Origin of the sequence: Pseudomonas sp. HMSC076A11 (assembly GCF_001810205.1) — a bacterium.
In the GTDB taxonomy this organism is placed as follows: Bacteria; Pseudomonadota; Gammaproteobacteria; order Pseudomonadales; family Pseudomonadaceae; genus Pseudomonas; species Pseudomonas aeruginosa.
Window position 1 is genome coordinate 28,134 of the sequence record NZ_KV800320.1, and the last position, 24,522, is coordinate 52,655.

The 24,522-nt window shown below is 69.0% G+C and carries 21 protein-coding genes and 1 pseudogene; 9 read left to right on the forward strand and 13 right to left on the reverse strand.

What is annotated here, in order from left to right:
* The 3 genes and pseudogenes from HMPREF2716_RS28010 to HMPREF2716_RS28020 form a co-directional block, all read right to left on the reverse strand.
* Positions 1–363, reverse strand: a pseudogene (locus HMPREF2716_RS28010) (MFS transporter); the annotation flags it as partial.
* 219 nt (positions 364–582) lie between these two features.
* Entirely contained in the window at positions 583–1,695 is a 1,113-nt protein-coding gene (desB, locus tag HMPREF2716_RS28015) for a fatty acid desaturase DesB (protein ID WP_019396772.1), read from the reverse strand.
* Entirely contained in the window at positions 1,692–2,792 is a 1,101-nt protein-coding gene (locus HMPREF2716_RS28020) for a ferredoxin reductase (protein WP_003123551.1), read from the reverse strand. The genes desB and HMPREF2716_RS28020 overlap by 4 nt, the downstream gene beginning before the upstream one ends.
* A 158-nt stretch (positions 2,793–2,950) precedes the next feature.
* Between HMPREF2716_RS28020 and desT the strand changes: the two genes are divergently transcribed.
* The 5 genes from desT to HMPREF2716_RS28045 all read left to right on the forward strand — a co-directional run bounded on the left by desT (position 2,951) and on the right by HMPREF2716_RS28045 (position 6,208).
* Complete coding sequence (desT, locus tag HMPREF2716_RS28025) at positions 2,951–3,580, forward strand: TetR family transcriptional regulator DesT (protein WP_003107570.1); 630 nt, start codon at positions 2,951–2,953, stop codon at positions 3,578–3,580.
* A 229-nt stretch (positions 3,581–3,809) separates the two neighbouring features.
* Positions 3,810–4,313 carry an urease accessory protein UreE gene (gene ureE, locus HMPREF2716_RS28030; RefSeq protein ID WP_003095526.1) on the forward strand — a complete coding sequence of 168 codons (504 nt, stop codon included), beginning with the start codon at positions 3,810–3,812 and terminating at the stop codon, positions 4,311–4,313.
* Positions 4,310–4,981 (forward strand): urease accessory protein UreF, encoded by a 672-nt coding sequence (locus tag HMPREF2716_RS28035; RefSeq protein WP_003095528.1) that lies wholly within the window; start codon positions 4,310–4,312, stop codon positions 4,979–4,981. The genes ureE and HMPREF2716_RS28035 overlap by 4 nt, the downstream gene beginning before the upstream one ends.
* A 10-nt stretch (positions 4,982–4,991) precedes the next feature.
* A complete protein-coding gene (ureG, locus tag HMPREF2716_RS28040) occupies positions 4,992–5,606 on the forward strand; it encodes an urease accessory protein UreG (protein ID WP_003095530.1) in 615 nt (204 codons plus the stop codon).
* Positions 5,607–5,635: 29 nt separating this feature from the next.
* Positions 5,636–6,208, forward strand: a complete 573-nt coding sequence (locus HMPREF2716_RS28045; RefSeq protein WP_003116120.1) for a HupE/UreJ family protein — start codon at positions 5,636–5,638, stop codon at positions 6,206–6,208.
* A gap of 16 nt (positions 6,209–6,224) precedes the next feature.
* Here the strand turns inward: HMPREF2716_RS28045 and HMPREF2716_RS28050 are convergent, their stop codons facing one another.
* Together HMPREF2716_RS28050 and HMPREF2716_RS28055 are read right to left on the reverse strand one after the other, a co-directional pair.
* On the reverse strand, positions 6,225–7,247 hold the full coding sequence (locus HMPREF2716_RS28050) for a FecR family protein (protein WP_003112303.1): 1,023 nt from the start codon (positions 7,245–7,247) through the stop codon (positions 6,225–6,227).
* A complete protein-coding gene (locus tag HMPREF2716_RS28055) occupies positions 7,240–7,776 on the reverse strand; it encodes a sigma-70 family RNA polymerase sigma factor (RefSeq protein ID WP_003112302.1) in 537 nt (178 codons plus the stop codon). The genes HMPREF2716_RS28050 and HMPREF2716_RS28055 overlap by 8 nt, the downstream gene beginning before the upstream one ends.
* A gap of 197 nt (positions 7,777–7,973) precedes the next feature.
* On the opposite strand from HMPREF2716_RS28055, the gene HMPREF2716_RS28060 reads away from it, so the two are divergent.
* Positions 7,974–10,910 carry a TonB-dependent receptor gene (locus HMPREF2716_RS28060; protein WP_280170673.1) on the forward strand — a complete coding sequence of 979 codons (2,937 nt, stop codon included), beginning with the start codon at positions 7,974–7,976 and terminating at the stop codon, positions 10,908–10,910.
* Between the two features lie 144 nt (positions 10,911–11,054).
* Here the strand turns inward: HMPREF2716_RS28060 and HMPREF2716_RS28065 are convergent, their stop codons facing one another.
* The 4 genes from HMPREF2716_RS28065 to mdlC form a co-directional block, all read right to left on the reverse strand.
* Positions 11,055–12,308: an OprD family porin gene (locus HMPREF2716_RS28065; RefSeq protein ID WP_003121137.1), complete on the reverse strand. Its 1,254-nt coding sequence runs from the start codon at positions 12,306–12,308 to the stop codon at positions 11,055–11,057.
* 107 nt (positions 12,309–12,415) lie between these two features.
* A complete protein-coding gene (locus tag HMPREF2716_RS28070) occupies positions 12,416–13,885 on the reverse strand; it encodes an aldehyde dehydrogenase family protein (RefSeq protein ID WP_043492295.1) in 1,470 nt (489 codons plus the stop codon).
* Positions 13,886–13,907: 22 nt separating this feature from the next.
* A complete protein-coding gene (locus HMPREF2716_RS28075) occupies positions 13,908–15,248 on the reverse strand; it encodes an MFS transporter (RefSeq protein ID WP_003112299.1) in 1,341 nt (446 codons plus the stop codon).
* Positions 15,249–15,334: 86 nt separating this feature from the next.
* Positions 15,335–16,921, reverse strand: a complete 1,587-nt coding sequence (gene mdlC / locus HMPREF2716_RS28080; protein WP_029610516.1) for a benzoylformate decarboxylase — start codon at positions 16,919–16,921, stop codon at positions 15,335–15,337.
* Positions 16,922–17,021: 100 nt separating this feature from the next.
* Between mdlC and HMPREF2716_RS28085 the strand changes: the two genes are divergently transcribed.
* Positions 17,022–17,918 (forward strand): LysR family transcriptional regulator, encoded by an 897-nt coding sequence (locus HMPREF2716_RS28085; protein ID WP_003095545.1) that lies wholly within the window; start codon positions 17,022–17,024, stop codon positions 17,916–17,918.
* A gap of 14 nt (positions 17,919–17,932) precedes the next feature.
* Here HMPREF2716_RS28085 and HMPREF2716_RS28090 read toward each other — a convergent pair whose 3' ends face one another.
* A complete protein-coding gene (locus HMPREF2716_RS28090; RefSeq protein WP_003095547.1) occupies positions 17,933–19,267 on the reverse strand; it encodes an MFS transporter in 1,335 nt (444 codons plus the stop codon).
* 378 nt (positions 19,268–19,645) lie between these two features.
* Between HMPREF2716_RS28090 and HMPREF2716_RS28095 the strand changes: the two genes are divergently transcribed.
* Together HMPREF2716_RS28095 and HMPREF2716_RS28100 are read left to right on the forward strand one after the other, a co-directional pair.
* Positions 19,646–20,701, forward strand: coding sequence for an aromatic ring-hydroxylating dioxygenase subunit alpha (locus tag HMPREF2716_RS28095; RefSeq protein WP_003099966.1), 1,056 nt, complete (start codon positions 19,646–19,648; stop codon positions 20,699–20,701).
* Between the two features lie 14 nt (positions 20,702–20,715).
* The gene (locus tag HMPREF2716_RS28100; protein WP_003162745.1) at positions 20,716–21,669 is read left to right on the forward strand and encodes a PDR/VanB family oxidoreductase; all 954 of its coding nucleotides are present in this window, start codon (positions 20,716–20,718) and stop codon (positions 21,667–21,669) included.
* On the opposite strand, the gene HMPREF2716_RS28105 is transcribed toward HMPREF2716_RS28100, so the two are convergent.
* The 3 genes from HMPREF2716_RS28105 to HMPREF2716_RS28115 form a co-directional block, all read right to left on the reverse strand.
* Entirely contained in the window at positions 21,666–22,379 is a 714-nt protein-coding gene (locus tag HMPREF2716_RS28105) for a GntR family transcriptional regulator (RefSeq protein ID WP_003099978.1), read from the reverse strand. The genes HMPREF2716_RS28100 and HMPREF2716_RS28105 overlap by 4 nt on opposite strands.
* Before the next feature lie 63 nt (positions 22,380–22,442).
* On the reverse strand, positions 22,443–23,204 hold the full coding sequence (locus HMPREF2716_RS28110) for an SDR family oxidoreductase (RefSeq protein WP_003095557.1): 762 nt from the start codon (positions 23,202–23,204) through the stop codon (positions 22,443–22,445).
* Between the two features lie 357 nt (positions 23,205–23,561).
* Positions 23,562–24,494 (reverse strand): bifunctional Delta(1)-pyrroline-2-carboxylate/Delta(1)-piperideine-2-carboxylate reductase, encoded by a 933-nt coding sequence (locus HMPREF2716_RS28115; RefSeq protein ID WP_003099980.1) that lies wholly within the window; start codon positions 24,492–24,494, stop codon positions 23,562–23,564.
* Positions 24,495–24,522: the final 28 nt, after the last annotated feature.

A 24,522-nucleotide genomic window follows, 5' to 3' on the forward strand; every position in this document is an offset into this window, starting at 1 on the left:
CTCGTTGAGCCAGCTCTCGATCACCATGTACTGGTTCATCATCACCGCGCCGGTGATGAAGCGCAGCAGCAGCCAGACTTCCAGCTGATCGACCAGGGCATGCAGCAGCACGGTCACGGTGGCAATCCCGGCGCAAGCCACGTAGGAACGGATATGGCCGAAGCTGGCGATCAGCTTGTGTCCGAATTTTCCACCGCAGACCAGGCCGAAATAGTAGGACGCCATCAGCCCGCCGACCCACAGGTCGCCTGCGCCTTCCTGGGTCAGGCGCAGGCCGATGTAGGTGGTGAACAGGCCGGAGCCGGCCAGCATGAGCAGGGTGGCGGTGTAGAGCGCGGGAAAGGTGACGAGCGGGCTGAACATGACGGTTCCTGGACGGACGGGCCCCACGGCCGGCATCCGCCGAGCATTGTTAGATTCGGGAAGGATCGACGCTGCTGGCCGATCGCGGGCGCAGGACGTCCTGCGTTCGGCGAGACTCCGACGCCGCGCGGCGGCCGGAAGCCACGTCGCGGTGCACAGGGCGGCATTATCCCCGCTCCGGAGCGGCCCCGCCACGGGCGCCGCGAGCGTTCCGTCGGCTCAGCCGCGCCGCGCCGGGAGCGGCTCGCGCGGCGGCAGCCGATATACCCAGATGCGCCGCAAGACAGTGAGGAATTGCCGTCCCAGGCGTCCGCTGTTGTAGGTCTGCCCGTAGCGCCGGGCGATTTCGCGGACCTCGCGGGACAACGCGGCGTAGCGACGCGCCGGCAGGTCCGGGTAGAGGTGGTGCTCGATCTGGTGGCTGAGGTTGCCGGTCAGGATGTGGAACAGCGGCCCGCCCTCCAGGTTGCTGGAACCGCGCAACTGGCGCAGGTACCAGTGGCCACGGGTCTCTCCCTCCAGCACCGAGGGCGGGAAGACCACCGCCTTCTCGGTGAAGTGGCCGCAGAAGATCACCGTGAAGGTCCACAGGTTGCGCAGCACGTTGGCCAGCAGGTTACCGACGAACACCGCGCCGAAGCCGCCGGCGAACAGGCCGAGAAGCGGGAACAGCAGGTAGTCCTTGGTCCACTGGCGACCCAGCTTGGCACGCAGGCGGCGTAGCAGCGGCATGAGTTCGGCCTTGTCCAGGCGCCCCTTGGCGTACTTGTCCAGGCGCAGATGCTGGATCGCCACCGCGTACTGGAACAGCAGCGCCTGCAGCGTCACCCACAGCGGTTGCCAGCGGTAGAACGGCTTCCAGCGCTGCTCCGGGAACAGGCGCACGACCCCATAGCCGACGTCGTCGTCCTTGCCCAGCACGTTGGTGTAGGTGTGGTGGATATGGTTGTGGGTGTGCCGCCAGAAGTCGGACGGCCCGGCGATGTCCCACTCGTAGGCGCGGCCGGCGAATTCCGGATCGTTCATCCAGTCGTACTGGCCGTGCATGACGTTGTGGCCCAGCTCCATGTTCTCGAGGATCTTGCCCAGGCCGAGAAGCAGGCTGCCGAGCAGCCAGGTCGGCGGCAGCCAGCCGAACATCAGCAGCGCCCTGCCGCTCCAGCAGCAGACGCGCACCGCCGCGCGGACCCGGCGGATGTAGCGCGCGTCGTCCGCGCCGAGATCGGCCAGGGTACGCAGGTGCAGGGCATCGAGTTCGGCGCCGAAGGCCGCCAGTTGTTCCGGGGTCAGTTCGCGGTCGTCGCGCATCGCAGGGCTCGCAGGTCGGTTCACAGGTCCAGCGCCAGGTCGCCGTGGGCGGCGCTGACGCAGAGGCGGATAGGCTGGCCGGGCTCGCTGCACAGCGCGCCGCTGCGCAGGTCGCGCACGCAGCCGCTGAGCAGGACGCAGGTGCAACTGGCGCAGATGCCCTGGCGGCAACCGTGGGCCGGGCGCAGGCCGTGGGCCTCGGCCTGTTCCAGCAGGCTGGCGGCGCTGTCGCCGGAGACTTCCCGCTGCGACCGGGCGAAGCGCAGGCGCACTTCGCGCGGCGCCTCCCCGCTGCGCCAGCGCGGGACGCTGAAGGATTCCGTCTGCAAGCCGGCGAAGCGTGCCCCCAGTTGCTCGCCCACCGCCTCGACGAAAGCCGCCGGCCCGCAGGCCAGGGCCTGGCTGCGTGCCAGGTCGGCTGCCCAGCCGTCCAGGTGGCGCGGCTGGAAATGCCCCTCCAGGCAGCCATCGGCCCGCGCCCCGCGGGTCAGGCTCCAGCGCAACTCCAGGTTCGGGTGGCGCGCCGCCAGCGCCTCCAGCTCGCCGAGCCAGGCGCGCTGGCCGGGATGACGGACGTAGTGCAGCCACAGCACGGGACCGCGATAGCCGTTCTCCAGCGCCTCGCGGAGCAGGCCGAGCAAGGGCGTCAGGCCGCTGCCGGCGGCCAGCAGGCAGACCGCCTCGGCCTGCATCGGCCAGCGCAGATCGCCTTGCGCGGGTTGCAACTCGACACGCTGGCCGACCGCCAGGTGTTCGCACAACCAGGGCGAGAGCAGCCCGTCCGGGTGACGCTTGACGGCGATTTCCAGGCGCTCGCCGACCACCCGGGTCAGGCTGTAGCTGCGCCCGACCCGCACCCCGTCGCGCTCCGCCAGCAGCTGGATGTGCTGGCCCGGCCGCGCCGGCGGCCAGCCGGGGGCGGTACGCAGGGCCAGGGCGAGCATATCGTCGGCCACCCAGTAGCGTGCCTCGACCCGCGCATAGTGGCGGTTCAACGACGCCAGCGGATGGGCGTGGCGCAGCAGGCCGTCGACATCGGCCTCACGCAGCCAGCCACGGGCGGCGAGACGGCGCAGGGGTGCGAGCAAAGGGGTCAGGAGCGCGAGGGGAAGCAAGGCCATGGAAAATATTTCAGTGAACGATCGTTCACAAAACTTTGCCCGTTCCGCGCAATCGAGTCAACAAGCGTTCACTGATGTATCCTTCGACCGCTGCCGTCCCCGGTTCGACCGGGTCGCAGGGCTTTTGCTACAGTCGCCGGTCCGCCAAAGGAAGCCGTATGTCCTCACCCCGCGCCGAACAGAAACAGCAGACCCGCCACGCGCTGATGAGCGCCGCGCGCCACCTGATGGAAAGCGGGCGCGGCTTCGGCAGCCTCAGCCTGCGCGAAGTGACGCGCGCCGCCGGCATCGTCCCGGCCGGCTTCTACCGGCACTTCAGCGACATGGACCAGCTCGGCCTGGCGCTGGTCGCCGAAGTCGACGAGACCTTCCGCGCCACCCTGCGCGCGGTGCGCCGCAACGAGTTCGAACTGGGCGGGCTGATCGACGCCTCGGTGCGCATCTTCCTCGACGCGGTCGGCGCCAACCGCTCGCAGTTCCTCTTCCTCGCCCGCGAGCAATACGGCGGCTCGTTGCCGATCCGCCAGGCCATCGCCAGCCTGCGCCAGCGCATCACCGACGATCTGGCCGCCGACCTGGCGCTGCTGAACAAGATGCCGCACCTCGACGGCGCGGCCCTCGACGTGTTCGCCGACCTGGTGGTGAAGACTGTCTTCGCCACCCTTCCGGAGCTGATCGACCCACCCGCCGCCGATCTGCCGCCGCACCTGATGCCGGCCGCGAAGATCACCCACCAGCTGCGTTTCATCATGATCGGCGGCAAGCACTGGCACGGCCTGCCCGGCTGACCCCGCACCTCCCCAGCGGACCTCCGGCTCGGCGTTCGTCCGCGGACTAGACGCGCGCGCACCTTTCCGGTGCGGCAAAAAAGTCGTTGCGCACCAACCTGGCGCGCTGCAATATTTTGTTACATCCCTATGGCCCCGTTTTCCCGGTACAGGCGTCCCGCATCGACCTGGCAAGGCCCTTGCTGGTGCTTGTTGTGATCCCTTTCCTGTCGCATTGCGGAAACTGCCCATGCTGGTCATCCACCAACGCCTGCCCGCCCGCTCGCCCCGCTGGGACGAAGAACTCCACCTGACCTACGAGGCGCGCAGCAAGAGCCGCCTGCGCTGCTTCGCGGCGAGCGGCGAGGAGGTCGGCCTGTTCCTCGAGCGCGGCCAGCCTCCGCTGGCCGACGGCGACTGCCTGGAGGCCCGCGACGGTCGCCTGGTGCGGGTCGTCGCCCGCTCCGAACGTCTGCTCCACGTCACCTGCGCCAGCCCGCTGGAACTGACCCGAGCCGCCTACCACCTGGGCAACCGTCACGTCGCCCTGCAGGTCGGCGACGGCTGGCTGCGCCTGCTCGACGACTACGTGCTGAAAGCCATGCTCGAACAGCTCGGCGCCACGGTGGAGGCCATCGAGGCGCCGTTCCAGCCGGAGCACGGCGCCTACGGCGGAGGCCACCACCACTCGCACCATGGCGAGGCGGAGTTCAACTACGCGCCGCGCCTGCACCAGTTCGGCGTGCGCCGGTGAACAGCATCTGGGCGCGCCTGCGCCTGGCCAGCTCGCAGTTGCCGATCGGCGGATACAGCTATTCCCAGGGCCTGGAGGCGGCCCTCGACAATGGCTGGGTGCGCGACGCCGAGAGCGCGCGGACCTGGCTGGTCGACCAGCTGCAACTGAACCTGGCGCGCTTCGAGGCGCCGCTGCTGGCCGGCCTGCTGCGCGCCGCGCTGATCGGCGACTGGGCCGCCTGCGATGCGGCCAGCGAACGCCATAGGGCCAGCCGCGAGACCCGCGAGCTGGCCCAGGAGAGCCGGCAGATGGGCTTTTCCCTGCACCAATTGCTGGAAGCCCTGCCCGAGCTCGACGCTCCCGGCCGCGCCTGGCTGGCGCGCCAGGACCCGCCCAATCTCGCCGCCGCCTGGGCGATGGCCGCGCGCGCCTGGCGCCTGGACGCCGAGGAGGCGCTGAGTGCCTGGTTCTGGAGCTGGCTGGAAAACCAGTTGGCGGTGCTGATGAAAACCCTGCCGCTCGGCCAACTGGCCGCGCAGAAACTTGCTTCCAGCCTGCTGCCGGAACTCGACCGCGCCTGCGCCGAGGCGCTGCGGCGGCCCGCCGTCGAGGGCAGCGCCGCGTTCGGTCTGGCGCTGGCCAGCATGACCCACGAAACCCAGTACAGCCGTCTGTTCCGTTCCTAGGAGAAACCCCATGACATCCCAACCCCTGCGTGTCGGCATCGGCGGTCCGGTGGGCTCCGGCAAGACCGCCCTGACCCTGGCCCTGTGTCGCGAACTGCGCGAGCGCTACAACCTCGCGGTGGTCACCAACGACATCTATACCCAGGAAGACGCGGAGTTCCTGGTGCGCAACGAGGCCCTCGCCCCCGAGCGGATCATCGGCGTGGAAACCGGCGGCTGCCCGCACACGGCGATCCGCGAGGACGCCTCGATCAACCTGGAGGCGGTGGACCAGCTCAACCGGCGCTTCCCCGGCCTCGAACTGATCCTGGTGGAATCCGGCGGCGACAACCTGTCGGCCACCTTCAGCCCCGAGCTGTCCGACCTGACCCTCTACGTGATCGACGTTTCCGCCGGCGACAAGATCCCGCGCAAGGGCGGCCCCGGCATCTGCAAGTCGGACCTGCTGGTGATCAACAAGATCGACCTGGCGCCGCTGGTCGGCGCCTCCCTCGATGTGATGGACCGGGACGCCCGGCGCATGCGCGGCGACAAGCCGTTCGTGTTCAGCAACCAGAAGACCGGCCAGGGGCTGGACGAAATCATCGCCTTCATCGAGCGCCAGGGCCTGCTGACCGCCGCCTGACGCCACTTCGCAACGACAAGGAACCGCCAATGAAACTGCCCAAGCTGCTCGCCGCCCTCGCCCTGCTCGCCGCTCCGGCGCTGGCCTTCGCCCACCCCGGCCACGGCGAACACGGCCTGGTCGCCGGCCTCGCCCATCCGCTCACCGGCCTCGACCACCTGCTGGCGATGTTCGCCGTCGGCCTCTGGGCCGCCCAGCAACAGGGAGCCGCGCGCCTCGCCCTGCCCTGCACCTTCGTCGGCACCATGCTGGTCGGCGGGCTGCTCGGCTTCGAGGGCCTGCAACTGCCATTCATGGAAACCGGCATCGCCGCCTCGGTACTCGCCCTCGGCCTCTGCGTGGCCCTCGCCGTGCGCCCGCCGCTGCCGCTGGCGATGGCCGCCACCGCGCTGTTCGCCCTGGCCCACGGGGTCGCCCACGGCCTGGAGCTGCCGGCCCTCTCCAGCCCCTGGCTGTACGCGCTCGGTTTCGTCGCCGCCACCGCCGCGCTGCACGCCGCCGGCTACGCGCTGGTGCGCTTCCTGCCGCAGGCGGCCGCGCCCCTGGTACGTCTCGCCGGGCTGGCCTCGGCGGGCGCCGGGGTCTGGTTGCTGGCCGGCTGAGCCGCCGCGCCTCCCCTCAGCGCCTGATCAGCACCCGTCGGCCTTGGTGCACGAGGCGCAGGCCATGGGTCTGTGCCAGCATCGCCAGGGCCAGCGGCAGGTCGTCGACGGGAAAGGTGCCGGAGACACGAAGCGGGTCCAGCGACGGCTCGCACTCGATGCTCTCGCCGCCGTAGCGCATCAGTTCTCCCGCCCACTGCCGCAGCGGCATGTCGTCGGCCACCAGCAGGCCCTGGCGCCAGGCCAGCGCGGCCTCGCTGGCGGACTCGACGGGGCCGATCCGCTGGCGATCGAAGCGCACCCGCTGGCCAGCCTCGATCACCCGGCCATCCGCCGCGCTCGCGGCGCCCTCCGGACGCACCTGGACCGCGCCTTCGTACACCGCCAGCACTGTCTCTGCGCCCTCGCGTCGGACGCTGAAGGCGGTACCCAGCGCGCGCATCAGGCCCTGTTCGGTGCGCACCAGGAACGGCCGCGGCGGCTCGCGCCGATCCGCCGCGGTGCGGAGGTAGATCTCTCCGCGATACAGGCGCAGCAGGCGCTGGCCGGCGTCGTAGCGCACGTCCAGCGCGCTGTCGGTGTTCATCTCGACCTGGCTGCCGTCCTCCAGCACCAGGTCGCGCCGCTCGCCGACGGCAGTGAGGTAGTCGGCGCCGAAGCCGTCGCGCCAGACCTGCGCGCGCCATCCCCACCAGACCAGCGGTGCGCCGCCGAGCAGCAGGGCGAGGCCGCGCAGGACAGCGCGCCGGCCGCTGCCGGACGGACGCTCGAGCGCACGCCGGGCCAGCGCCGGCGGCAGCGAACCGATATTCGCCAGCAGACGCTCGGCGCGCCGCCAGGCGCGCTGGTGCTCGGGGCTGCGCGAGCGCCAGGACTCCAGCTCGGCCTGCTGCGCCGGAGCCAGCGGCCCCTCCTGCATCAGCAGCAGCCAGGAGGCGGTCTCCCTGAGCACCTGCGGGGCGATCGCCTCGGCGGCCGGCGGCCCGGAAAGCTCCGTATCGCCCGCCTGCGGCGCCCGGCGGGAAGCGCGGTCATTCATCGGGCATCAGGCTCAGGCAGGTCACGTAGGCCTGGTGGATGAACTTCTTCACCGTCGGCAGCGCAACGCCCAGCGCCTGGGCGATGTCCTTCTGCTTCATGCCGTCCAGCGTCGCCATCAGGAATGCCTGTTTCACCCGCGGGCGCAGGGTGTCGAGCAGCGCGTCGATCTCGTGCAGGGTCTCGACGATCACGCTCTGTTGTTCCGGCGACGGCTGCAACGGCTCGGGCAGCGTGGCCAGGGCCTCCAGCCAGGCAAGTTCCAGCGATTGGCGACGGCGCCAACTGACCAGCACGCAGTTGGCGATACGGGTGAGATAGGCGCGCGGCTGACGGATCGCTTCACGCTGGCCGCCGTCGCGGCTGGCGAGAATGCGCAGGAAGGTGTCATGGGCCAGGTCGTCGGCCACGCCGCGTCCCCAGGAGCGGAGTCGGTAGGCCAGCCAGTTGCGCAGCCAGGCATGGTTTTCACGGTAGAGCGTGGCGACGCCGTCGCGGTCCGCGGACAGGCAGGAACTCGGCGCATTCATCGGAGGCGCATTCATCGGAATAGTCAGCTGGATTCAATCGCAAATGAAAACTATTATCACTAATTTTGCGTTGACCACAATGCCGGCGCCCCTTTCCGCCCGGCCCGCCGAACCCGAAATATCCCTTTTCCGATCTCGTGCGACAGAGGGAATGAGAGCCCGCAATGCCGGGCGCCAACCCTGCGAGCGAAGAAGTCATGTCCCTACAACGCCCTATCCCCAGCCTGGCGCGCCCCTTGTCGCGCCTCTCCCCGCTCACCCTTGCCCTGCGCTGGGCCCTGCTCGGCCTGTCGGCGGCCGGCGCCGGCCTGCTCGGCGGCGGCCTGGCCCACGCGCAGAGCGTCGGCCAGCACAGCGCGGCTACCCGCCTGGACGACGCCACGCCGCGCAGCTACGACATCCCGGCGGGTTCGCTGGGCGCCTCCCTGGGCGCCTTCGCCAGCCAGTCGGGCCTGCTGCTGTCCTTCGACCCCGAGCTGACCCGCGGCCGCACGGCGCCGGCGCTCAAGGGTCGCTACAGCGTACTGGAAGGCTTGCAGCGAGTCCTGTCGAACACCGGCCTGCAGGTCGCGGCGGGAACCTCCGGCGCCTACCTGCTGGTCGAGCCGCGCATGTCCGGAGAAACCCCGGCCGACCTGTCGCCGGTGGTGGTCTCGGCCGCCGAGCTGGCCGATCCGCAGAAGGAAACCTATACCGCGCCACGCTCGTCGGTGTACCTCTCCAGCGAAGACATCGACCGCTTCGGCCGGGTTTCCGTGGGTGACCTGCTCCAGGGCATCCCGGGCGTACAGGTCGGCGACAGCCGCAACGGTGGCGCGCTGGACGTCAACATCCGCGGCATCCAGGGGCAGAGCCGGGTGGCGGTGCGGGTCGACGGCGCGGAGCAGGCGCTGGACGTCTACCGCGGCTACGCCGGCACCCAGCAGCGCAGCTACATCGATCCCGACCTGGTCAGCAGCGTGACCGTCGACAAGGGTCCCTCGACCCGCTCGGGCGCGATCGGCGGCAGCGTGGAAATGCGCACCATCGGCGTCAAGGACATCCTGGTCGACGGCAAGGACCTCGGCGTGCGCTTCACCGGCGACGTCTGGAACAACGGCGTCGCCCCGCAGCACCGCAGCGCCAGTTCGAAGACCGAGAATCTCAGCAGCGTGCCGCACGATGACCGCGGCAGCCTGTTCGGCTCCCAGGCCAAGTCCGGCAGCGCCGCCTTCGCCTACCGCAACGAGCATCTGGACCTGGTCGCCGCCTATGCGCAGCGCAACCAGGGCAACTACTTTTCCGGCAAGAAAGGCCAGGACCGCTATCGCGTCTACAACCGCTACGGTCGCGAGGAAAGCAGCGTAGCCAAGGTCTACAACGCGGGAGAGGAAGTGCTCAACTCGTCGTCGGAGACCGAGTCCTACCTGCTCAAGGCGACCTGGCGCATCGCCGACGAGCACACCCTGGACCTCGGCTATCGTCGCTACGACGGGCGCACCGGGGAGATCATGCCGTCGGACATCTTCCGTTTCGGCACCGCCGGCATCTACCAGTACCCATTGAGCGAAGTGAAGATCGACACCTACACCGCACGCTACCGTTACCTGCCCGAGAACAATCCGCTGGTGGACCTCAGCACCGGACTGTGGATGACCGAGGCGAAGAGCGACATGCTGACCTCGGTGCTGGCGCCGCGCTCCCAGGCCTATCGCTCCGATCGCAACTGGACGCGCCAGGACAACCGGCGCATCGGCGGCGACCTGAACAACGTGGCGCGCTTCGAAACCGACTTCGGCGATTTCAAGCTCGACCTCGGCGGCTCGTTCCAGGTCGAAGACATCCAGCCGCAGAAAAGCGTGGTCACCACCCTCCACGACATCAACGCCAACCGCACCCTGAGGGACGCCACCCGCCAGGAATACGGCCTCAACGGCAAGCTCGAGTTCAAGCCGGTCGAGCGCCTGACGCTATGGGGCGGCGGCCGCTACAGCCACTTCAACAGCAAGGACAACGGCATCTCCGCCTCGCCGCGGCGCGAGGATCGCGACATGCGCTTCATCACGGTGAGCAGGCCCGGCTACTACGGCTCGATGATGTGGTTCCCCGACCAGAACGGCCAGTACACCGACGCCACCGATCCCCGCCTCAACAACGGCATCGTCACCAACAACACCAACAATCCGTTCGAAGGCATTCCCTTCGACGAGTTCGGCCCGGCCAACGTGACAGTCCATCCCTCGCGGGTCACCAACGTGGTCACCGGCTACAACTACAGCAAGAAGGGCAGCAGCCGCGGCGGCGGTTTCTCGCCGGCATTCGGGACCAATTTCGAGCTGGCCCCGGCTACCTTCGTCTACGCCTCCTACACCGAAGGCCTGCGTCTGCCGTCGCTGTTCGAGACCAGCCAGGGTACCCTCCAGGTCGAGCCGGGCAAGGACCTCAAGCCCGAGCGTTCGCGCAGTTGGGAGATCGGTGCCAGCGCGCTGCGCGACAGCCTGTTGGCCGACGGCGACTCGGCGGCGATCAAGCTGGCCTACTTCAACAACACCATCAAGAACTACATCACCCGCTATTACGATCCGGGCCAGATGGGCCTGATGACCTTCAGCAACACCGACAGCTACCGCACCAGCGGTCTCGAACTGCAATCGCACTACGACGCAGGGCGGGTGTTCGCCGACCTGTCGGCGACCTACTACCTGAAGACCGAGACCTGCGACGCCGCCTTCGCCGCCAGGCTGCGCGCCGGCGCCAACCGCTACCAGCGCACCGAGAACACGCCGAACTGCACGCCGGGCAGCTTCATGGGCTCCTATACCAACACGCAGAACCCGCCGCGGCTGGCGACCAACCTGACCGCCGGCCTGCGCTTCTTCGACCAGGCCCTGACCCTGGGCGGACGCATGACCTATACCTCCGGCCCCACCGCCACGGCGGACAAGCCCTGGCAGGTCGGCGCCACCACACCGCAGATCGAGTACCGCTCGGTGCAGCTGTTCGACCTGTTCCTCAAGTACAAGCTGTTCGAGCACACCGAACTGAATGCCTCGCTGCAGAACCTCACCGACCGCTATTACCTCGACCCGCTGGCACAGAGCTTCATGCCCGCGCCCGGGCGTACCCTGCGGGTGGGGATGCAGGCGAAGTTCTGAGCCGCCCTCTCCCCCTCCAGGCGTTGTCGGCGGAGCGCCGCTCCGGTAGGGCGGATAACCGCCCAGCGGCTATCCGCCGAAGCACCGGGCCTCCCGCTCCCCGCTCCTCCGGAACTGTCCGGAGGAGCGGCGAGACAGCGTCCGTCACCACGACAACGGATAACTCACCACCAGCCGCGTCTGGTCGAAGTCGCTGTTGAAGCTGCGTCGGTTGCTGGCGTGGTTGAGGCGCACGTTGAGCCGTGCCAGCGGACCGCTCTGCACGGTGTAGCCGAGCTCGACATCGCGCTCCCATTCCTTGCCGCCGCTACCGGCCTTGGTGGTGGCGTTCGAGCCATGGCCGTAGCGGACCATGCCGATCAGGCCGGGCCAGCCGAGGCCGACGAAATCGTAGTCGTAGCGCACCTGCCAGGAGCGTTCGTCGGCGTTGGTGAAGTTGCCGTTGAACATGTCGTTGCCCATGCTCCGCCCACTGCTGCCGTAGACCGATTGCCAGCCGCTGTCGCCGCCGACCTTCTGCAGGCCAAGGTAGAAGGTGTGCAGGCCGATGCCGGCGGAAAACAGGCCGTAGACGGTATGGCTGTCGATCTCTCCGGCGCGCGCGGCGCCGTCGTCGCGGTCGACGAACAGGCCGAGGTTGGCGCCCAGGGTCCAGTCGCCGACACGCTGCTTGTGCAGCAGGTTGGCGTAGCTCTGCCGGTAGACGTCCTCCAGTTGCCCGTGCCACAGGCCCAGTTGGGTGCGCTCGCGGTTGAAGCGGTACTCGGCGCCGGCGTAGTTGAAACCGTCCGATTTCTGCGTCGGCGCGCTCCAGGCCGACAGGTCCTGCATGTCCGCCGAATTGCGCAGGCTCACCGCGTCGAAGCGTCCGGCCTGCAGAGCCAGGCCCGGCAGCTCGCGGGAAACCACGGCGAAGCCGCGGAACGTCTGCGGCAGCAGGCGTCCGTCGTCGTAGCGCAACAGCGGAATGTCCGGGAGCATCTCGCCGATCTTCAGTTCGCTGGCCGAAACGCGCAGCTTGGCGGCCACGCCGACACGCCCATAGTTGTCCGCCGCGCGACCGTCATCGTGCAACGGAAGAAGCTCGGAATTGCTGGTGCCACGTCCGCTGTTCAGCTTCACGCCGAACAGGCCGATGGCGTCGAGGCCGACGCCGACCGTGCCCGGGGTATAGCCGGAACTGAACTTGAGGATGAAGCCCTGCGCCCACTCGTCCACCAGGCTCTTGCCGGCATCGTGGTCGCGGAAATCGCGGTTGAAGTAATAGTTGCGCAGGACCAGGTCGGTCTTCGCATCCTCCAGGAAGCCGCCCTCGGCAGCTTGCGCGGCAAGACAGGCGAGCATCGGCAGGACCGCCCCTGCATTGCGCGGGACTGCGGTTTTACGACGGATTTTCATTGTTATTGTGCTCCGTTTTTCAGGGACGACCGGGCCCCGGCAGCCTCTGCGGGCCACCTGGCGACGACGGTCGGGTCAGCGGCGGGGCGCGGGCCCCGCCGCCAGGGTCAGAACGGGTACTGGCGCGGCGCGTGCTGCACGCTGATCCAGTGGTCGGTGGTGAATTCCTCGATGGCCCAGTCGCCGTTGAAGCGGCCAAGTCCGGAGTTCTTCTCGCCGCCGAAGGGCGCGTTGGCCTCGTCGTTCACCGGAATGTCGTTGACGTGGGTCATCCCCACGCGAAGCTGGCGGGCAAAGCGCACCGCGCGTTCCAGGTCGCGGCTGAACACCGCGCTGGACAGCCCGTATTCGCTGGCGTTGGCCAACTCCAGCGCATGCGCCTCGTCGCGCGCGCGGAGCAGGCCGACCAGCGGGCCGAAGATTTCATCGCGGGCGATCTCCATCGTCGCGGTGACCTCGCCGAATACGTGCGGAGCCAGCAACTGCCCATCGACGCCGCCCTCGTACAGCGGCTTGGCGCCTTCCTGGCGGGCCAGGCGGATCTTTTCCAGCAGGCCTTCGAGCTGGCGCGCGTTGACGATCGGCCCGACCGCGGTATCGGCGCGCTGCGGATCGCCGACCCGGAGACCCTTGACCCGCTCGACGAAGCGCGCGGCGAAAGCGTCGTAGAGGCTGTCCTCGACGATGATGCGGTTGATCGCCATGCAGATCTGCCCCTGGTGGAGGAACTTGCCGAACACCGCGGCATTCACCGCCTGCTCCAGGTCGGCGTCGCCGAGCACCACGAACGGACTGTTGCCGCCAAGCTCCAGCGCCACGTGCTTGAGATGCGCGCCGCCGCTGGCGATGCGGCCGATGTTGCGGCCCACCGGGGTCGATCCGGTGAAGGTCACCAGGCCCGGCACCGGGTGCTCGACGAAGGCGTCGCCGATCTCGCTGCCGGGGCCGACCACCACGCTGAACAGCCCGGCCGGCAGCCCGGCCTCTTCGAAGATCCGCGCCAGCAGCAGTCCGCCGCAGACCGGCGTGTCGCTGGCCGGCTTGACCACCACCGCGTTGCCCAGCGCCAGGGCCGGGGCGATGGAACGCTGGGTCAGGTGCAGCGGGAAGTTCCACGGGCTGATCACCCCGACCACGCCGATGGCGCTGCGGTAGACCCGGCTTTCCTTGCCCGGCACGTCGGACTCGACGATGCGCCCGTGCACCCGTGCCGGGAACGACGCCGACTCCAGGGTGATCGCGCGCGCCGCGCCCCATTCGATCTCGGCCTTCAGGCGGGTGCTGCCGGACTCGCGGATGATCCAGTCGACGATCTCCTCGTGGCGGCGGTCGAACACCTCCACCGCCTTGTACAGTACCGCCGCGCGTGCCGAGGGCCCGAGCGCGGCCCATGCCGGCTGGACCTCGGCGGCCTTGGCGTAGGCGGCATCGAGGTCGTCGCGGTCGGCCTGCTCGATCTCCAGCAGCAGGCTGCCGTCGAACGGGTTGCTCACCTTCAGCCGGCGGCCAGCCCGGCCGTGGCGCCACTCGCCGGCCAGGGGCTGGAGACCGAGGTCGGTATAACGGGAATCGCTCATCGCTCTTCTCCTCTTTCGAAAATCACAGGGGTTTCTTCGCCGTCGCGTCGACGGACGCTTCCGCCGGCACGCGCGGCCGCAGGTGGATGCAGGCGATCGCCAGCGCGCCGATCACGCCGGGCGCGGCGAAGGCCAGGAAGTTCTGCTGGAACGGCAGCTCCAGGGCCAGCAGGCTGCCGCCGAGCATCGGCCCGGCGATGGCGCCGAGGCGGCCGACGCCGGCGGCCCAGCCGACCCCGGTGGAGCGCACCCAGGCCGGATAGAACTGCGCGGCGTAGGCATGGATCACCGCCAGGGTGCCGATGGTGGTGGCGCCGGCCACCACCAGCAGGCCGTTGAGCAGCCAGGGGCCTGGCCCCAGGCCGAGGGCCGCCAGGGAGGCCGCGGCCAGGGCGAAGAACAGCACCAGGGTGCGGCCGGCGCCGAGGCGGTCGGCCAGCCAGCCGCCGAACAACGCACCGAGGGTCGCCCCGACATTCAGGGTGACGAGGAACGCCAGGCTCGAACCGAGGGCGTAGCCGCCGCCGGCCATCAGTTTCGGCAACCAGGTGTTGAGCCCGTAGCTCATCAGCATGCACATGGCGAAGGCCACCCACAGCAGCAGGGTGCCCACTGCCTGGCGCCCCTCGAACAACTGGGCGACCCGTCCGCTCGGCGCTTCGGCCGCGACAGCGTTCGCCCGCTCGGCGCCGGGCCGGTAGTCGGGATCGACCTTGCGCAGCAGCGCGTCCAGTTCGGCGCGGCGGCCCTTGAGTTCGAGGAACGCCGCCGACTCCGGCAACCAGCGCAACATCAGCGGCACCGCCAGTACCGGCAGCACCGCCACGTAGAACACCGATTGCCAGCCCCAGGCGGGGATCATGGCGATCGCCAGTAGCGCCGAGAGCACCGCGCCCACCGAGTAGAAGGCCGACATCACCGTGACCAGGGTGCTGCGCCGCCCGGCCGGGGCGAATTCGCTGATCAGGTTGATCGCGCTGGGCACCAGCGCGCCCAGTGCCAGGCCGGTGAAGAAGCGTCCGGCGCCCAGTTCCAGCGGGTCGCGGGCGTGCCCGGTGAGGAAGGCGGCGAGGCTCGCCAGCAGGGTGGTGGCGATCACCAGGCGGCGCCGGCCGAAACGGTCCGCCAGCGGCGCCAGCAGGGTGCCGCCGAAGAGCATGCCGAACAGCGCGCAACTGCCGAGGGTGCCGGCCTGCACCGGGCTCAGCTGCCACTCCTGCATCAGGCGTGGCACCACCGAGCCGTAGATGACCATGTCGTAGCCGTCGAACAGCATGATGAAACACCCCCAGCCGAGGATCAGCCAGTGAGTACGGTTAAAGCGGGCAGCGTCGATCACCGCCGCAGCGGATTGCCTGTTCATACCAACCTCTCTCTTGTTTTTGTTATGGGCGCACGCGGGCGTCGGTCGGCACCGCCCACTCTGGCATGGGGCGGCGCCGTGGAACATCAGGGTTCGATGGTTTGCGTCGGCACCTCGATCAAAACCGGGCGATCAGCGGCCAGGGCATGCTCCAAGGCACTTTCCAGCTCTTCGCGGGTGGCTGCGTGGAGTGCCTCGACGCCATAGCCGCGGGCGATCGCGCAGAAGTCCAGGCCGGGCACGTCGAGCCCCGGCGCATCGGGCACCTCGAGCACCCCGGCGAACCAGCGCAGGGCGCCGTAGGTACCGTTCTTGAGGATGATGAACACCGCCGGCACACGGTATTGCGCGGCGCTCCAGAGTGCGGTGATGCCATAGTTGGCCGAGCCGTCGCCGATGATCCCGATCACCTGCCGCCGCGGCTGCGCCAGTTGCGCGCCGACCGCCGCCGGCAGGCCGAAGCCGAGTCCGCCGGCGGCCGGGAAGAAGTAGCTGCCCGGCTCGCGCATCTCCACGCGCTGCCAGAAGGCGGTCACGGTGGAAGTCGACTCCTTGACGAAGATGGCGTCGCGCGGCGCCAGCGCATCGATCACGTCGAACACGGTTTCCGGCCGCAGCGGTCCGCCCTCCTCGGCCAGCGCCGGCGGTCGCGGCAGCGCCTCGGGCAACGGCCGCGCACTGGGGCGGACCTGTTCGAGCAGTGCCTCGAGGGTCAGCGCGATGTCGCCGACCAACGCGTCGCCCATCGGCGCCCGTGCTGCTTCGCCGGGATCGCAGGTGACCTGCACCAGCTCGGCGCCGGCCGGCAGGTAATCGCCGGGGGCGAACTGGTGATAGCGGAACACCGGCGCGCCGACCACCAGGATCAGGTCGTGGCCGTCCAGCAGCCGGCTGATCCCGGCGATGGCCGCCGGCAGCACGCCGCGGAAGCAGGCATGGCGGGTGGGGAACGGACAACGCGAGGCCGACGGCGCAACCCAGACCGGCATCCGCAGCTTCTCCGCCAGTTCCACGGCCAGGCCGTTGGCATTCGCCCCGTCGACGTCCGGACCGAGCACCAGCACCGGGTTGCGCGAGCGCGACAGGCGCTCGCCGAGTTCGGCCAGCAATGCCGGCGCGGGCAGCGCGGCGCCGCTGACCTGGCGCGCGGCCAGGTGTTCGACGCCGGCCGGCGCCGGTTGCGCCCAGTCGTCGTAGGGAATCGACAGGTACACCGGCGCCCGCGGCGGCAGGCTGGCGGTCTGGATCGCCTGGCTCAACGCGCGCGGCACATCCTGGGCGCAGGCCGGCTCGTGGCTCCATTTCACCAGCGGCTTGGGCAGTTGTCCGGCATCGACGTTGGCGAGCATCGCCTCGACCCCGATCATCGAGCGCACCTGCTGCCCGGCGGTGATGACCAGGGGGCTATGGGAGTACCAGGCGTTGGTCAGGGCACCCATACCGTTGCCGGTGCCAGCCGCCGCATGCAGGTTGACGAAGGCCGGGCGGCCGCTGGCCAGGGCGAAGCCATCGGCCATGCCGACCACCGCGCCCTCGTGCAGGCCGAGGATGTAGCGGAAATCCTCGGGGAAGTCCTTGAGGAACGGCAGCTCGTTGGAGCCGGGGTTGCCGAAGACGGTGGTCAGGCCGTGGCGACGGAGGATCTCGTAAGACGCGGAATGGACGGTTTTCATGCAGGCCTTCAAGCTCGTTTCCTGGATTTGCGCTACTGTTGCAGCCGCTCGATAATCAATCAAATCGATACTCTTTCTATAAAAAATAGAACTGGTCTATATGAGTCCGATCGATCTCAACCTGATCCGCACCTTCGTCACCCTCTACGAAGCCGGCAGCGTGACCCTCGCCGCGGAGCGCCTGTTCGTCACCCAGCCATCGGTGAGCTACGCCCTGGCGCGCCTGCGCGAACTGTTCGACGACGCGTTGTTCACCCGCACCCGCGACGGCATCCAGCCGACCTTCGTCGCCGAGCAGCTCTACGGCACCTTCCGCGAGTCGCTGACGCGCATCGAGGGCGCGGTACAGAGCGTTCGCCACTTCGATCCGGCAACCACCGAGCGACGTTTCCGCATCGCCCTCACCGATCTCGGCGAAGTGGGTTTCCTCTCGCTGATCCTCGAACGCCTGACCCGCGACGCGCCGTTCGCCGAAGTGGAAGTGCTGCCGCTGCAGGTGGACGAGGTCGGCGCCTGGCTGAGCAGCGCCAAGGTCGACGCGGCGATCTGCCGCCAGCCGGTGCCCGGCGCGCGCAGCCAGCGGGTCCTGCACGAGCGCTACGTGTGCCTGCTCAGCGACCGCCACCCGCGGATCGGCGACAGCCTGAGCCTGGAGCAGTACCTGGCCGAGCGGCACATCGTGGTGACCCGTACCTCCGGCCACGGCATCGCCGAGGACGTGCTCGAGGCCATGCAGGTGCAGCGCCGCATCAGCCTGCGGGTCCCGCACTTCTCGGTGCTGCCGAAGATCATTCCCGGTACCGAGCTGCTGACCATCCTGCCGGCGCAGATCGCCTATCGCTTCGTCGCCGAAGGCGGCATGCGCATGCTCGAACTGCCCTTCACCCTGCCACCGTTCGACGTCTCCCTGCACTGGCACGAGAGCAGCGAACGCTCGGCGGCGCTGAACTGGTTCCGCACCACCATCGCCGAGGCGATCATCGCCGCCCAACGCTGAAACGCCGGCGGCCCTCACGCAGCGTCTCCCAGCGTCGGCGAGCGCTCGCGACGCCGCGCACCGAGCAGCGGCAACACGGCGGCCGCGGCGACGAACACCGCCGCGAACGCCCCATAGAGGGACAGCGGCTGCCAGCCGTCGTCGAGCAGGAGCCCGGCCACCAGCGGCGAGAGGATCGCCCCGCCGCGACCGACGCCGATCCCCCAGCCGACCCCGGTGGCACGCACCGAAGCGTCGTAGAGGCTCGGCGCCAGGGCATACAGGCCGGCCACGCAGGCGTTGGCGCAAAGCCCGATCAGCAGTCCCAGCGGCAAGGCCGCGCCGGGCAGCCCGGCGCTCAGCGAGAACAGCGCGAGCAGAGCGGCGGTAAGCAGCATGAACAGCGCCAGCACCCGTTCCAGGCGAAAGCGCGCGGCAAGTCCGCCGAGCAAGGCGGCACCGAAGATCCCGCCGATGCTCAGCAGGGTGCCGCCGGTGATGCCCTGGGCGGTGGACAGGCCGGCGGCGACCAGCAGCTTCGGCGTCCAGCTCATGATGAAGTAGAAGCCGAACATCACCAGGAAAAACAGCGCCCAGAGCAGCAGCGTGGTACGTCGCTGGGCAACGCAAAGCAACCGGGCGAGGCGGCTACCGTGCTCCGCTCCGCCACCGGGCGGGCTCGGCAGTTCCGCGAGCGCCGCGCGGCCCAGGCGCCGGGCCAGCGCGTTGACCCGTTGCAACGCCCGCGGCGGCCGGCGCGCCAGGAGGAAGTCCAGCGACTCCGGCAGGCACAGGCAGACCAGCGGGATCACCGCCAGGGTCAGGCCAGCGCCGAAGACGAACACCGAGCGCCAGCCCCAGGCGCCGATCAGCCATACCGCGAGCAGTCCGCCAAGGGTCGCGCCGAGCGCGTAGCCGGTGGATTGCAGGCTTACCGCCAGGCCGCGCCAACGGCGCGAGGCGTACTCGCTGGCGATCACGTTGCTGCTGGCGAGGATGCCGCCGATACCCAGCCCGGTCAGCCCGCGCAGCAACGCCAGTTGCCAGGCCGCCTGGCTCAGCGCCGAGGCGAGCATGCCCAGGCCCGACAGCGCCAGGCAGGCGAGGATCAGCGGGCGGCGCCCCCAGCGGTCGGCCCAGGGCGCGATGAACAGCGAGCCGGCGGCCATGCCAAAGAGGCCGGCGCTGAGCAGCAGGCCGATCTCGGCGCCGCCAAGGTTCCATTCGGCGGCCACCGAGGATGCGGTGAAGGCCATCACCAGCACGTCGAAGCCATCGATCAGGTTGAGCACGATGCACACAGCCACCGCCAGCCACTGGAACGGACGCATCGGTTCGTCGTCGAGAGCGCGGCGCAAGTCCCGGTTCATGGGCGGCCCTCCCCGAGCGGACAGGAAAGAAGCGACGGCAGGCGGGAGCGAGGCGCGGGAATGCAGGAATCCATCATCGGGAAGACCCTTTTTCTTGTTGTTGTAGGCACGGCAAGCGCAGGCACCCTGGCACCGTTGCGTCGATGCCGCAATCCTATTGGATCCATTTTGGCGACAAGAAAACGGATGGCCAGCGGATATCCCACTGTCAGCGAAATCCGAGAAAGGCTCTGGAACGAGATAATTTGGCAATTTATTCCTGAAGTTTTTTATGTGCGACTATCGAACAGATTATTTTTTGTACAGAAGCGGTTGACTTGGAAAAGTTGCCTCGTGAATCATTGGATCCAATTACAAAAACAACGAGAGGATCCGACGATGTTTCCGAAGAACGCCTGGTACGTGGCCTGCACCCCCGACGAACTGGCCGGCAAGCCGCTCGGCCGACGCATCTGCGACGAGCCGATGGTTTTCTACCGAGGCGAGGACGGCCGCGTGGCGGCCCTCGAGGATTTCTGCCCGCACCGTGGCGCGCCGCTGTCGCTGGGCTTCGTCGAGGACGGCGTGCTGGTCTGCGGCTACCACGGCCTGGCAATGGGCGAGGACGGTCGCACCCGCGCGATGCCCGGCCAGCGGGTCCGCGGCTTCCCCTGCATCCGTCGCTTCCCGGTGCAAGAACGGCACGGCTTCGTCTGGGTCTGGCCGGGCGCGGAAGAACAGGCCGACGCCGCGCTGATACCCCGCCTGGAATGGGCGGAAAGCCCCGATTGGGCCTATGGCGGCGGGCTGTACCACATCCACTGCGACTATCGCCTGATGATCGATAACCTGATGGACCTGACCCACGAGACCTATGTCCATGCGTCCAGCATCGGCCAGAAGGAAATCGACGAGGCCGCGCCGACCACGCGGGTGGAAGGCGACGAGGTGATCACCAGCCGCCACATGCAGAATGTCATGGCCCCGCCGTTCTGGCGCATGGCTCTGCGCGGCAACGGCCTGGCCGACGACGTGGCGGTGGACCGCTGGCAGATCTGCCGCTTCACGCCGCCCAGCCACGTGCTGATCGAGGTCGGCGTGGCCCACGCCGGCCACGGCGGCTACCAGGCGCCGGCGGAGCGCAAGGCGGCGAGCATCGTGGTCGACTTCATCACCCCGGAGAGCGCCACTTCCATCTGGTACTTCTGGGGCATGGCGCGCAACTTCCAGGCCCACGACCAGGCGCTCACCGAGAGCATTCGCGAAGGCCAGGGAAAGATCTTCGGCGAAGACCTGGAAATGCTCGAAAGCCAGCAGCGCAACCTGCTGCGCCATCCACGGCGCGACCTGCTGAAACTGAACATCGACGCCGGCGGCGTGCAGGCCCGGCGCATCATCGAGCGCCTGCTGGCGGACGAGCGCCAGGCCGCCGCCCCCAACCGCGCCCAGGCCTGACGGGAGCCTTCGCCATGATCGAGGTCATCGTCGGCGCCATCCGCCTGGAGGCGCAGGATATCCACAGCTTCGAACTGTTCCGGGCCGACGGGGCGGCCCTGCCGTCCTTCGAGCCGGGCGCACACATCGACCTGCACCTGCCCAACGGCCTGGTCCGCCAGTACTCCCTCTGCGGCCCCGCCGAACGGCCGCGCCACTACCGTATCGCCGTACTCCGCTGCCGCGATTCGCGCGGCGGCTCGGCCACGCTGCACGCCGAACTGCGGGTCGGCCAGCGCCTGCACATCGGCGAGCCGCGCAATCTCTTCCCGCTGTCGCCGGAGCCCGGTCCGCGCCTGCTGTTCGCCGGCGGCATCGGCATCACGCCGCTGCTGGCGATGGCCGAACGCCTGGCCCGCGATGGCGCCGACTTCCAGTTGCACTACTGCGCGCATTCCGGCGAGCGCGCGGCCTTCGTCGACTACCTTGGCCGGTGCGCCTTCGCCGACCGCGTGCACTGCCACTTCGACCACGGCGAAAGCAGCCGGCGCGCGGACCTTCGCGCCCTGCTGGCGACCAGTCCGCGCGACGCCCAGCTATACCTTTGCGGGCCGGCGGGCTTCATGCAGTGGATCGAAGAAAGCGCCCGCGAACTGGGCTGGGAAGCAAGCCGCTTGCATCGCGAGCACTTCGCCGCCGCGCCACGAGACGCCAGTGCGGACGGCACCTTCGAAGTGCAGTTGGCGAGCAACGGGGCGCTGATCCGGGTCGCCGCCGGGCAGACCGTGCTGGCGGCCCTGCGCGAAGCCGGGGTGGACCTGCCGGCCTCCTGCGAGCAGGGCATCTGCGGCACCTGCCTGACCCGCGTGCTGGACGGCGAGCCGGAGCATCGCGACCTCTACCTCAGCGAAGAGGAGCAGGCCGCCAACGATTGCTTCACGCCCTGCTGTTCGCGTTCGCGCAGCCCACGGCTGGTGCTGGATCTCTAGTCGGCGGCGACGTCGCCGTGAAGCACGGTGACACCCTGCCGCGCCGGATCGAAGTAGTCGGCGTAGCGCAGGGTCGCGTTGGCGTGCTCGCGCATGATCGCCTCGGCGCGCGCCCCCTGGCCGTTGACCAGCGCGTCGACCACCGCGTGGTGCTGCATGTGGGCGAAGTTGAAACGGCGGAATTCCTGCTCGAGATTGTCGCGATCCACCGCCAGGGCGCTCACCGAGGCGAACGGCAGGTGGTCGTTGCGCGCCAGCGCCACGGCGATCGCCGGGTTGCCGCTGGCCTCGATGATGGTGCGGTGGAAACGCATGTTCATGCGCTGGTAGCGCTCCAGCTCCTCCAGCAGGACCTGGCCGTTGGCGAACAATCGGTCGCCCTCGGCCAGGCATTCCTCCAGGGTCGCCCGTGCCTCGGCGGACAGCCCGCGCTCGGCCGCCTGGCGTGCCGCCAGGCCTTCCAGAACGCCGCGCACCTCGACCGCGCCGGCGATATCCTCGCGGGTCACCGCGCGCACCCTGTAGCCGCGCCCGGTCTTGCACAGCAGGCCTTCCTGCTCGAGGGTACGCAGGGCGATGCGCACCGGCATGCGCGAGACCTGCAGGCGTTCGGCGGTGGGAATCTCGACGATGCGCTCGCCGGCGGCGAGTTCGCCGGAAGCGATCAGCTTGCGTAGCTCGGCCAGCACGCGTTGGCCCGGTTTGCTCATGGAATTCGCTTATTCGATCGGGACGACCGGGGCATCATAGCGTGCCCCGGCCGCCTCCGCCGGTCAGCTTTCGCGGTGGATGGCGAAGCCGGCCCAGGACTGGCTCACCGGCATGATCTCGAGGCTGTTGATGTTCAGGTGGGCGGGCTGGTTCATGATCCAGAAGATGGTCTCGGCGATGTCTTCCGGCTGGATCGGATGGGCTCCGGCGTAGGTCTTGTCGTAGCGCGCCTGGTCGCCGCCGAAGCGGACCAGGGAGAACTCGCTCTCGCACAACCCCGGCTCGAGGTTGGTCACGCGCACCCCGGTGCCCTGCAGGTCGCAACGCAGGTTCAGGGAGAATTGCTCGACGAAAGCCTTGGTGCCGCCGTAGACATGGCTACCCGGATAGGGCCACTTGCCGGCCACCGAACCCAGGTTGACGATGCTCGCCCCGGCGCCGTGGGCGATCAGCCGCGGCAGCAGCAGGCGCGTGCTGTAGAGCAGGCCCTTGATGTTGGTGTCGACCATGGTGTCCCAGTCGTCCAGGTCGCAGGACTGCGCCGGGTCGGTGCCCAGCGCCAGGCCGGCGTTGTTGATCAGGCCGCGCAGGGTGGCGAACTCTTCCGGCAGGTTGTCCACGGCCGCGCTCATCGCCGCGCGGTCGCGCACGTCCAGGGTCAGCGGCAACACCCGGGTCTTCGCCGAAAGCTCGCCGGCCAGGGCCTGCAGACGCTCCTCGCGACGGCCGGTGAGCACCAGCGACCAGCCGGCCTCGGCGAAACGACGGGCGCAGGCTTCGCCGAAGCCTGAGGTGGCGCCGGTGATGAACAGGGTGGACGACATGGGCATCTCCTCGTACGGGGCGGAAAAACGATATCCGGGGATTCTAGAGCCTCGCCGTGCCCGGTTGGCCATACAGTTGCGCACGAGTTTGCCGAGACGCCTGCTCAAAAAACGACCAACCTCGCGGAACCCGCACCGTGCTTGGGCCGCAGCGAACAGCCACCAACTTGTCCACAGGGCGTCGCACAGTTTTCCTGAACAACTGTGGCAGCGGCATGACCACGCGCTGGGGATAAGTGCCCCGGCGCGAGCACTGATCATTTTCTGACCAGCCACGCCTAACCCTCGCCAATTCAGGGGCTTGGCGGTTCTTACCCACCTTATCCACAAGCCCCCGCACAGAAATCCTGAACAACCTCAGGCGGCGTTATCCACAACCCGGCGCGCGGCGACCAGGTCCTCCAGCGCATAACCCACCGACTTGAACAGGGTGATTTCCCCGGGATCGCCGCGCCGCCCTGCCCCGCCCAGCAAGTCGCGCAGTTCGGTGGATATCGCCTCGCGCCCGATGGCGCCTTCGGCGATCGCCTGCAACAGGTCGCCGGCCTCTTCCAGCGCGCCTGCGCGGGTATCCACCACGACCCGCGCGCGCGCCACCGCCAGGGCGTCGGTCTCGCGCATGGACGGCAGGAAGGCGCCGACCAGGTCGAGATGGACGCCCGGCTTCAGCCATGCGCCGCGCACCAGCGCTTCGCGGGAGGTGGTAACGCAACTGACGCAATCGGCCGCCTCCACCGCCGCGCGCAACCCGTCGGCCGCTCGCGCCGGGTAGCCCTCCTCGCGCAGCCGGGCGGCCAGCGCGGCGGCCTTGGCCGGATCGCGGCCCCAGATGTCGATGTGGCGATAGTCGCGCACGCAGGCGTGGGCCCGCACCATGTGCGCAGCCAGGGTTCCGCAGCCGACCACCAGCAGGCGCCGCGCATCGTCCCGCGCCAGGTAGTCGGCGGCCAGCGCCGAGCTGCAGGCGGTACGCCGGGCGGTCAGCTCCGAAGCCTCCAGCAACGCCAGTGGGCGACCGTCTTCGCCGTCGAACAGAGCGAACACCGCGGCCACCGCCGGCAGGCCACGCGCCCCATTGCCAGGGAACACCGTCACCAGTTTCACGCCGATCCCCGCGCCGGCTTGCCACACCGGCATCTGTAGCAGCGAGGCCTGCGCCGGCAAGGCATGGCAGTTGCGCAGCGGCGCGCTGCAAGGCTTGGCCAGGCCGATGCGCAACGCCTCGATCAGTTGTGGATAAGCCAGGCGCTCGGCGACCTCGGCGTTGCTGAAAAAGCGCAGGCTGTGCATAAGTCGAGTTTCCTCCGTGGCTCCAGGG